The organism is Leifsonia poae (assembly GCF_027921845.1).
Lineage (GTDB): Bacteria > Actinomycetota > Actinomycetes > Actinomycetales > Microbacteriaceae > Leifsonia > Leifsonia poae.
The window spans coordinates 75,028-84,599 of record NZ_BSEN01000014.1; the positions used below are offsets into that span (position 1 = coordinate 75,028).

Genomic DNA, 9,572 nt, shown 5'->3' on the forward strand with positions numbered 1-9,572 from the left:
CATGGCTTCAACCGACCAGGATCAGACTCCGGATGACAGCGGCCGCCCGATCGCGCTCGTCACCGGAGCGTCGCGCGGCATCGGCAGGGCGATCGCCCTCGAACTGGGCAGCACCCACCATGTGCTCGTCGGCGGGCGGGACGAGGCCGCCGTCGACGCTGTCGTCTCGGAGCTCCCGTCGGCAGAGCCGTTCGTCGGAGATCTCACGCACGGGAGCATCCCGCCGCTGCCCGCTCGGCTCGACGTCCTGGTCCACTCGGCCGGTGTCGAGGACGGCGGGCGCATCGAGGACACGTCACTCGACCTGTGGCGCCGCGTCTTCGAGGTGAACGTCTACGCCGTCGGCGAGCTCACGCGCCTGGCGCTCCCTTCGCTGCGGGCGGCGGGCGGTCTCGTCGTCGTGATCAACAGCGGGTCCGGCCTGACGAGCGGGGCGGGGAGCGGCGTCTACGCCGGGTCCAAGTTCGCGCTCCGGGCGCTGACCGACGCCCTGCGCGAGGAGGAGCGCGGGAACGGGGTGAGGGTCAGCAGCATCCACCCCGGACGCGTCGACACCGAGATGCAGCGGGCACTGGTCGCCCGCGAAGGCGACGACTACGACACGACCTACACGATCTCGCCGGAGATGGTGGCGGCGACCGTGCGCACGGCCGTTGATCTGCCGCCGACGGGCACCATCGAGTCGCTCAGCGTGCGCCCCGTCCACCGTCGTTGACGGGCCGGGTTCGTCATCCCCGCTCACCCGTGGTGAGGGGCTGCACAGAACGCCTGCCCGGGTGGATCATGGTGAGACCGGGATGTCCGGCCGAGCCGTGAGGTAAGAGCGGAAGCACGGGGTTTCAGGCGGCCTCCGCCGAGGCAGCGCCAAGCAGAGCACGACTGGTCCCATCCGCCGCCGGGCATCTTCGACTTCTCGGTGTCGCGCGTCAGACCGTGATGACGATCTTTCCGCGCACCTCTCCCGACTCGAAGTAGCGCATCGCGTCGGCTGCGTGCTCGAGCGGGAAGGTCTTGTCGACGCGCGACGAGAGGGTCCCGTCTGCGAGCAGGGATGCGAGCTCGTCGAGGTCGGCCGTGGACTGCGAACCCATCAGCATCACCAGCCGCTGCCGGATGAACGGGGAGATGATCAGCGCTCGCAGTTGGCGGCCCATCCCGAGCCACTCGCCCGCGCCCTCGCCGCCGACGATGATCGCCGCGCCATTCGGAGTGAGAGCACCGCGGAGCTGGGCGAGCGACGGGTTCCCCGCGACATCCAGGATCACGTCGTAGGGTCCGCCTTCACTCGGGAAGCCACCCGCCGTGTAATCGCTGACGTGGTCGGCCCCGAGTTGCCGCACGAATGGGATCTTCGACGTGCTGCACACACCCGTGACCTCGGCGCCGGCCGCCTTCGCCAGTTGGACGAGATAGCTGCCCACCCCGCCCGCGGCCCCGGAGACGAGCACCCGCTGGCCCGACTCGATGCCGGCCGCGCGCACGGCCTGCATGGCCGTGATCGCCGGGACGGGCGCCGCAGCGGCGTCGACGAAGCTGACGTTCGCCGGCTTGCGCGTGAGTTTGGCCGGCGACGCCGCAGCGTACTCGGCGAACGTGCCGCGCCCGACACCGAAGACTTCGTCGCCGATCGCGAACCGCTCGACGTCGGCGCCGATCCCGACGACCGTGCCCGCCACATCCTGACCGATCACCGACTGTTTCGGCCCGCGGAGCCCGAAGGCCGCGCGCATCGCATACGGCGTGCCGGTCATCAGGTGCCAGGTGGCTCGGCTGAGTCCGGCGGCGCTCACCCGCACGAGCACCTCATCGGCGGCGATCGTCGGGCGCGGCACGGAGCGGAGCTCGAGGGCGTCGGCGCTTCCGTAGTGGTCTTGGACGATCGCTCGCATCGCGGGCGCCGCCGTGACCGACGGCGACACCTCGGTCGCGGCGGTCGCCTTGTCGAGTGAAGTCATCGTGTTCCCTTCCGCGCCGACGGGGAGTCGACTCGTACTAAGTACGAACATTAGCGTACTTAGTACGAGAATGCGATAGGTTGGTCCCATGAGCTCGGAACCAGCAGGCGAACATCCGGCCATCGTCGATGGACAGCACACCCCCCGCCCGCGCCTGAGTCGCGAGCGCGTGCTTCGGGGCGCCATCGCCGTCGCGGGCGAATCGGGCATCGGATCGCTGACCATCCGCTCGCTCGCCGAACACCTCGGCACAAAGCCGATGTCCGTCTACCATCACGTCGCCAACAAGAGCGAGATCCTCGACGGCATCGTCGATCTCGTGTTCGCCGAGATCGAGCTGCCATCGCTCGAGGGGGACTGGCGGGAGGAGTTGCGCACCTGGGCGGACAACGCGCGCCGCGTTCTGGCACGCAACTCGTGGGCAATCACCCTGCTGGAGTCGCGCGCCACGCCAGGCCCCGCGACTCTGCGACACCACGACCGGATCATCGCCGTCTTGCGGGGCGCCGGCTTCTCGGTCGAGCTGACCGCCCACGCTTACGCCCTGCTCGACAGCTACGTGTACGGCTTTGCGCTGCAGGAGGCGGCGCTCCCGTTCGACGCGGAGAATGCGTCGGAAGTCGCGGACGCCATCATGGAGCCGTTCGCACCGGGCGAGTATCCGCACCTCGTCGAGCTCGCCCTCCACGTGGTGGCGCAGCCCGACTACGACTTCGGCAACGAGTTCGGATTCGGGATCGACCTCATCCTCGACGGACTCGCGAAGGCGCTGGCGCGGGAGGCCGGCTGACGGCTGGCGGAGGGGTGCCCCCAGCGCCGCAGTCCTATTGTTGACGCATGGAGGGATGGGGCGATTTCGCCGTCATCACGGGAGGTGCCGCCGCGGCTCTCCTCGGGCTGCTGTTCGTCGCCGCGTCCATTCGGGCCGACGTGATCGGCAGATCGCACGTGCTGCGATCGCGCATCTCGCAGGTACTCGGGGTGTTTCTCTCCTTGTTGATCGCCAGCATCGCGATCGCGCTTCCCCAACCAGCGGCCTGGGCACTCGGCGTCGAACTGCTCGTGGTCGCCGTGCTCCTCGGGGTCGCCTTGCTGATCCTCGACCACCGGGCGAAGGCCTCCCGCGAGGGAGGGACGCTGGCGCGCATCCTGGATCGGGTCAACCCGAACATTTCGACCTCGGTTCTGCTCGCCCTGGCCGGCATCGTCGTCGCGATCGGGTTCGACGCCGGGCTGTACCTCGTCGCCCTGGCCGCGCTCGTCGGGTTCGTCGGCGGAGTGACCAGCGCTTGGCTCGTCCTAGTGAGCGATTCGGAAGTGTAGCGCGCCGGAACCCCCTCGTCTTCAGGCAGGGAGGACGACGACCTTTCCGGCGATGCGCCCCGCGCTGGCCTCGGCGTGGAGGGCGGGCAGCTCAGTGAGCGAGATGCGGCGGGTCACCTCCACCGCGAGTTCCCCGTCGTCGACGAGGGACGGGTGAGGTGTCACCTCGGTGACGCGTACCGGTTCGAGGCCAACCTCTACCGCGCGCTCCCTGACGCTGGGTGCGTCAGCGCGAAAGGTGCCGAATGTCGCTCATTCAGTCGAGATGAACGACATTCGGCACCTCTCGCCGACAGCCCACCGCGAACGTTCCAGCCGCACACACGATCACCACGCACGAAGCACCCACCGACGTGATCGGCCCGCCGAGACGGCCAGGTTAGGCGTCTCCCCGAGCGACGCGGGCCTTCCGCTTTTCCCGCTCGAGTTTTGTCACGTTGATGATCGCGAAAACAAGAAGCGCGACGACCGCGACCGACGCGACATTGGCGATGGGCACCATGATCAGCTCGTGCGGTAGAAGAAGTGTGTCCGGCATGCCGACGGGGTCTGCCCGATCGACATTGATGGCATCGATGATGTCGAGCCACACGGTCACCGCAACGACGAGCAGTGTCGCCACCAGCCCCAGGGCTGCCACCCACCAGGCGATCGCGCGCCCGGGCATCGGGGGCGCGATGGTCGCCTCGCTCGTCGCAGCGTTCATGTTGCCCACGGTAGGCGGCTAGTACCGGCTGGCGCGTCACGCGCAAGGATGACGATGCTGTGGCGTCTGAGCCCTATGGAGCGCACTCCTCACCCTGACGCCGGTCGCCGGAGACCCTTGGACTCGGCCACCCCACGCTTCGTTCCGTCCACCCGGCCTAAGCGCGAGAGCTCTGCCGCCTACTCGCTGGGATGTCACCGGCTACCGTTGGCGGCGAAAGCACCCGAGAGTGCGCACCCAGGGTTGTTACTGACTCGATCAGGCAAGACCTAGACCACACGGTTTCCTTCGCATCAGGCGATGGCAGCTCCGCGAGGTCTAGGTCTTTTTTGTTGGTGTTTCTTTGGTTCCGTGATGGGCGAGTGAGGAGAGAAGACATGGCCGGCATCGACTACGCCGACTTGGCACGAGACGTTCTGTCGGGCGTCGGCGGAGAAGAGAACGTGAAGACCGTCTCGCATTGTGCGACGCGTCTGCGCTTCGTGCTGAAGGACCCGGCACGGGCCGACAAGGCCCGGGTCTCCACGATCCCAGGCGTGATCAGCGCGGTGGAGAGTGGCGGCCAGTTTCAGGTCATCATCGGCAACAACGTTCCGGTCGCCTTCGCTGCGCTCGAGAAGCAGAGCTCGATTCTGAGTGAGAGCCGTCCGGCCTCGAGCAACGGCCCCTCGGGACAGCCGGCGAAGAGGGGCAACATCATCGTGCGTGGGTTGAACGGCGCCATCGCTGTCGTCTCGGCCATCTTCGCGCCGATCATCGGCACTCTGTGCGCGGCGGGGATACTCAAGGGGCTTCTGATGATCGTCTCGACGGTCGGCTGGTTGCCGACGACGTCGACGACCTACGTCATCCTGTGGACCGCCGCGGATGCGTTCTTCTTCTTCCTTCCGATGATCCTGGCGGTGCCCGCGGCGCGGAAGTTCGGCGCCAACATCTACACGTCGATGGCGCTCGCCGGCGCGCTCCTCTACACCCAGGTCGCGAGTGTCAGCTTGCTCCTGGATGGGGAAGCCGTTTCGCAGCCACTGCGAGCGTTCCAGGATGCCGGCGGCCCGGTCGACTTCTTCGGCATCCCGGTGGTCCTTCAGGGGTATTCCGCCACGGTCGTGCCGATCATCCTCGCGGTGTACCTGCAGTCGGTCATCGAGAAGCTGATCGCGCCCCGCATCCACGACTCGATGCGCAACTTCATCGTGCCTCTGGTCGCGCTTGTCGTCACGTTCCCCGTGGCTCTCTTGGCGCTCGGCCCCGTCGGCAATTGGCTCGGTCAGGGGATTGCAGACATCTTCCTCGCCATCCAAGGCTTCTCGCCGATCCTCACCGGCTTCCTCTTCGCGGCGCTCTGGCAGATCCTCGTCGTGTTCGGCCTTCATTGGGCTCTGGTGCCGATCTTCATCAACAACATCGCCACCATCGGATACGACACGTTCAAGCCGCTGGTGTGGCCCGCGGTCTTCGGCCAGGCCGGCGCTGCCCTCGGCATCTTCCTGCGCTTGCGGGAACCCCGCACGCGCGGCATCGCCGGCTCAGCGGTGGTCGCTGCGATGTTCGGCGTCACGGAGCCCGCGATCTACGGTGTGAACCTGCCGCGCAAACGGGCGTTCGGCATCGCGATCGTGTCCGCCGGTATCGGTGGTGCGATCGTCGGCGCCGCCGGGGCGCGAGTCTACGGCTACGGACTCTCGGGCATCCTCACCCTTCCGCTGGGCTACGGCGACCCCCTCGGCTTGGGCGACACATTCCTGTGGCTGCTCCTCGGCACGGCGGTGTCGTTCGTCCTCGCCGCGGTGCTCACCTTCTTCTTCGGCGTCAGCAAGAAGGACATCGCCCACGACCGGGATGCTGCCACCGCAGAACTCGCCGGGTCGACCGAGGCGAACGACGGCACGTCCACAACCGAATCGCACGCGATCGTCGCCGCGATGCCGATGACCGGCACCCTCATTCCTCTCAGCGAGGTGGACGACGAGGTCTTCTCCTCTGGCGTGATGGGTCCGGGGTTCGCTGTTCGACCGACCGATGGCCGCGTGTACGCGCCCGTGACCGGCGTCGTCGTCGCGACGATGCCGCACGCCGTCGGTATCCACTCCGACGACGGTGTCGATTTCCTGATCCATGTCGGGATCGACACCGTCGCGCTGAAGGGAAAGACGTTCACGCCTCACATCGCGGAGGGCGACCGTATCGATCGAGGAGATCTCCTGTTGGATGCCGACCTCGGCGCGATCACTGCCGAGGGGTATGACACGACGACGATCATCGTCGTCACCAACGATCACGAGTACGACGCATCACTGATCGCACCCGCCGGCCCTACGGCGTCCGGAACGACCGTTCTGGCCATCCACCCCGTAACCGAGAATGCCGCAGGCTGATGGCCGCCGCCCGGCCCACACCCCGGCCACGACGACAAGGAGATAGTTCAATGTTCCCCGAAGGATTTCTCTGGGGCGGCGCGCTGGCCGCAAACCAGACCGAAGGCGCTTGGAACGTCGACGGGCGCGGTCCATCCGTCGCCGACGTGACGGCATACAAGCCGAAGGTCGATGTCACGGACTACGAGGCGCTGCACCAGATCACAACATCTGATATCGAGGCGGCGCTGTCGGATCAGGGTGTGGACACATTCCCCAAGCGGCGTGGGATCGATTTCTACCATCGGTACACGGACGACCTGGCACTTTTCGCCGAGCTCGGCTTCACGACGCTCCGTGTTTCCATCTCGTGGACGCGCCTGTTCCCGACCGGCGAAGAGGACGTTCCACTCGAGGCCGGCATCGCGTTCTATGAGTCGCTGTTCACCGAGATGCGGCGACACCATATCGAGCCGATCGTCACACTTCATCACTACGAAATGCCGGTCGCGCTCTCTCTGAAGTACAACGGCTGGGCTGATCGGCGGGTGGTCGATCACTTCGTCCGGTACGCGCGGGTCTGCTTCGAACGGTTCGGGCATCTGGTGAAGCTGTGGCTGACCTTCAACGAGATCGATGGCATCATCCGGCACCCGTTCTCCTCCGGAGGAGTGATCCCGGATCGGGGCGATGTGGTTCAGAACAGCTACAGCGCGTTGCATCACCAGTTCGTCGCATCCGCCATCGCGACCCGACTCTGTCACGAGCTCGTGGAAGAGGGACGAATGGGCTGCATGCTCACGAAGCTCACGACCTACCCCCTCACCTGCCGGCCCGAAGATGTCGCAGCAACACAGCAGAAGACTCTGCTGAACCTGTTCCCGGCCGACGTGCAGGTCTTCGGTGAATACCCGCCGCTGATTCTGCGCAGACTCGAGCGGGACGACATCACGGTGCCGTTCGAACCGGGAGATGCGGCGATCCTGAAGGAGCACACGGTCGACTTCGTTTCGTTCAGCTACTACATGACCACGACCGAGTCGGTCGATCCGGACGCCGAGCGCGCGCCCGGCAACACGATCGTGGGCGTCAAGAACCCATACCTGCCGTCGAGCGAGTGGGGGTGGCAGGTCGATCCCGTCGGGCTGCGCATCTCCTTGATCGACCTGTACGACCGGTACCGCAAGCCGCTGTTCTGCGTCGAGAACGGCATCGGTTCGATCGACGTGGTCGGTGACGACGGCATCGTCCACGACGACTACCGCATCGACTACTTCCGCGCGCATTTCGAGGAGATGAGTAAAGCCATCGACGCCGGCGTCGACCTCATGGGATACACGAGCTGGGCGCCGATCGACATCGTGAGCCTGTCGACGTCCCAGATGTCCAAGCGTTATGGGTTCATCTACGTCGACCAGGACGACCATGGAAACGGGACCCTGGAACGCCGGCCGAAGGATTCTTTCGCCTGGTACAAGAAAGTCATCGCGTCCAACGGATCCGATCTCACCTGATTTCCCGGGAGACCAGGTGAAAGTCGTCAAGATCTTCAACAACTCCGTCGTGCTGGGGGCCGACGGGAACGGCCAGGAGGCGGTGCTGCTCGGTGCCGGCCTGGGCTTCGCGCTCAAGGTCGGAATGAACATCGACCCAGCACGGATCGAGCGAACCTTCCTCCCCGAGAACGCGGCCTCGATCGAGCGACTCGTTCAATACGCGCAAGAGATTCCACTCAGCGACATCGAGCTGACCGAGGAGATCCTCCTCGAAGCAAGCCAAGCGCTTCATATCCGGACGCCGGACCAGCTCCTCCTGCCTCTCGCGGACCACATCACGTTCGCGCTCAGCAGGGCCCGCACGGGGGTCGGAGAGATCGACTACCCCCTGCGATGGGAGGTGCAGCAGCTCTATCCCGACGAACTCGCGGTCGCTCGCACGGCTATCGCGATCATCGCCTCGCGCACGGGGGTCTTCCTGCCGAGCGTCGAGGCTGTGCCGATCGCGTTGCATTTCGTCAACGCTCATGTCGGAGCAACGGACGTCACGACCACGATGCGGATGACGACTGTCCTCAGCGAAGCCCTGGACACGGTTCGTCGGCATCTCGACATGGACATCGACGAGGATTCCCTCGCGGTTTCGCGCCTGGTCACCCACCTCCGGTATCTCTTCCTCCGGCAACAGCGAGGCACGATGTCGCAAAGCGGGCAGGTCGCACTCGATGCCGAGATCAGGGGCGCCCTCCCCCGCGAATACGAGTGCGCCCGCGCGGTCTCGCAACTCCTCGCCGACCGCTGGGGCACACCGGTGACCTCCGAGGAGACCCTCTACCTGACGCTCCACATCGGCCGGCTCAGCGCGACCCTCCGACACCGCGACGACGACGAGCCACCCAGAATCGAACCGAATCCGACGACGACAGCAGAATCGATCCTTCGACACGTCGGCGGACCGTCCAACGTGACACACCTGACGCACTGCATGAGCAGGCTGCGGATGACCGTGGACGATGGACTCGCCGTGGACGAACGAGGGATCGAAGCCCTCGATGACGTCGCTCTCGTCCTCTGGCAATCCGGGCAGCTCCACATCGCGATGCGACGCAAGCTCGACGTCGCCTACAAGGATCTCGCGTGCGCAGTCGGGATGCACACAGTGATGTCCCCGCGGCCCGACCCCAGCGGCGACACGGCGTAGACCAGTCGACTCCGGTTCAGACGTTCTCGGCACCTTCCGGCGCCGTGCCTGACGAGGTGATGGGTGCCCGGACGACCTCCGGGCACCCATCCCGGCATTGCTACTTCTTGGAGCTGACCGACCACTCCCAGAAGTTCCAGAAGGGTCCGGTCTGGTTGCCCATGTACTTCGCGCCGTCGACGCGAGCGCTGACGCCGAAGATGCCGGGGAGCTGGAACAGCGGCAGGCCGTAGCCGTCGGAGAACGTGGCCTTGTCGATCTGCTGCTCGAGCTTGACGAGCTCGCTCTTGTCGACCGTGGTCTGCGTCTGGACGGCGACGTCGTTCATGGCGTTGTAACGGTTGTTGTTGCCGCCACCACCGGTCGTGAACAGCTGCGGGATCATGGTGTTGCCGGCGCCGGGGCTGATCCAGCCGAAGAGCGATGCGTCGTAGTTGCCACCGGGGAGCAGGGTGCTCCAGTCGGGCGATCCGGCGTCCACGATCGTGAAGCCGGCCTTCGACGCCGAGGCCTGGATGGCCTGGAACTCGTCGACAC

9 protein-coding genes and 1 pseudogene are annotated in these 9,572 nt (G+C 66.1%); 6 read left to right on the top strand and 4 right to left on the bottom strand.

From position 1 onward, the window contains the following. The first annotated feature begins 1 nt into the window (after window position 1). Window positions 2-715, top strand: coding sequence for an SDR family oxidoreductase (locus PKE84_RS14675; protein WP_271178013.1), 714 nt, complete (start codon window positions 2-4; stop codon window positions 713-715). Between the two features lie 211 nt (window positions 716-926). Here the strand turns inward: PKE84_RS14675 and PKE84_RS14680 are convergent, their stop codons facing one another. Further along, window positions 927-1,955, bottom strand: a complete 1,029-nt coding sequence (locus PKE84_RS14680; RefSeq protein WP_271178014.1) for an NAD(P)-dependent alcohol dehydrogenase — start codon at window positions 1,953-1,955, stop codon at window positions 927-929. 88 nt (window positions 1,956-2,043) lie between these two features. Here PKE84_RS14680 and PKE84_RS14685 point away from each other — a divergent pair, with 88 nt between their 5' ends. Together PKE84_RS14685 and PKE84_RS14690 are read left to right on the top strand one after the other, a co-directional pair. Beyond that, window positions 2,044-2,745: a TetR/AcrR family transcriptional regulator gene (locus PKE84_RS14685; protein WP_271178015.1), complete on the top strand. Its 702-nt coding sequence runs from the start codon at window positions 2,044-2,046 to the stop codon at window positions 2,743-2,745. Window positions 2,746-2,792: 47 nt separating this feature from the next. After that, window positions 2,793-3,278, top strand: a complete 486-nt coding sequence (locus PKE84_RS14690; protein WP_271178016.1) for a hypothetical protein — start codon at window positions 2,793-2,795, stop codon at window positions 3,276-3,278. Between the two features lie 21 nt (window positions 3,279-3,299). Here the strand turns inward: PKE84_RS14690 and PKE84_RS14695 are convergent, their stop codons facing one another. Continuing rightward, the gene (locus PKE84_RS14695; RefSeq protein WP_271178017.1) at window positions 3,300-3,443 is read right to left on the bottom strand and encodes a hypothetical protein; all 144 of its coding nucleotides are present in this window, start codon (window positions 3,441-3,443) and stop codon (window positions 3,300-3,302) included. Window positions 3,444-3,657: 214 nt separating this feature from the next. Beyond that, entirely contained in the window at window positions 3,658-3,984 is a 327-nt protein-coding gene (locus tag PKE84_RS14700; RefSeq protein ID WP_271178018.1) for a hypothetical protein, read from the bottom strand. 377 nt (window positions 3,985-4,361) lie between these two features. Between PKE84_RS14700 and PKE84_RS14705 the strand changes: the two genes are divergently transcribed. From PKE84_RS14705 to PKE84_RS14715, 3 genes are read left to right on the top strand one after another with little or no spacing between them, the layout of a single operon-like run. After that, window positions 4,362-6,359 (top strand): beta-glucoside-specific PTS transporter subunit IIABC, encoded by a 1,998-nt coding sequence (locus tag PKE84_RS14705; RefSeq protein WP_271178019.1) that lies wholly within the window; start codon window positions 4,362-4,364, stop codon window positions 6,357-6,359. Beyond that, the gene (locus PKE84_RS14710; protein WP_271178020.1) at window positions 6,359-7,852 is read left to right on the top strand and encodes a glycoside hydrolase family 1 protein; all 1,494 of its coding nucleotides are present in this window, start codon (window positions 6,359-6,361) and stop codon (window positions 7,850-7,852) included. The genes PKE84_RS14705 and PKE84_RS14710 overlap by 1 nt, the downstream gene beginning before the upstream one ends. 16 nt (window positions 7,853-7,868) lie before the next feature. Continuing rightward, on the top strand, window positions 7,869-9,035 hold the full coding sequence (locus tag PKE84_RS14715) for a PRD domain-containing protein (RefSeq protein WP_271178021.1): 1,167 nt from the start codon (window positions 7,869-7,871) through the stop codon (window positions 9,033-9,035). A 100-nt stretch (window positions 9,036-9,135) separates the two neighbouring features. Here the strand turns inward: PKE84_RS14715 and PKE84_RS14720 are convergent. Further along, window positions 9,136-9,572, bottom strand: a pseudogene (locus tag PKE84_RS14720) (ABC transporter family substrate-binding protein); the annotation flags it as partial.

What these genes read in the sequence shown, in the direction of transcription:
- PKE84_RS14675 (WP_271178013.1), top strand. Translation starts at nt 2, where the DNA reads ATGGCTTCAACCGACCAGGATCAGACTCCGGATGACAGCGGCCGCCCG.
- PKE84_RS14680 (WP_271178014.1), bottom strand. Translation starts at nt 1,955, where the DNA reads ATGACTTCACTCGACAAGGCGACCGCCGCGACCGAGGTGTCGCCGTCG.
- PKE84_RS14685 (WP_271178015.1), top strand. Translation starts at nt 2,044, where the DNA reads ATGAGCTCGGAACCAGCAGGCGAACATCCGGCCATCGTCGATGGACAG.
- PKE84_RS14690 (WP_271178016.1), top strand. Translation starts at nt 2,793, where the DNA reads ATGGAGGGATGGGGCGATTTCGCCGTCATCACGGGAGGTGCCGCCGCG.
- PKE84_RS14700 (WP_271178018.1), bottom strand. Translation starts at nt 3,984, where the DNA reads ATGAACGCTGCGACGAGCGAGGCGACCATCGCGCCCCCGATGCCCGGG.
- PKE84_RS14705 (WP_271178019.1), top strand. Translation starts at nt 4,362, where the DNA reads ATGGCCGGCATCGACTACGCCGACTTGGCACGAGACGTTCTGTCGGGC.
- PKE84_RS14710 (WP_271178020.1), top strand. Translation starts at nt 6,359, where the DNA reads ATGGCCGCCGCCCGGCCCACACCCCGGCCACGACGACAAGGAGATAGT.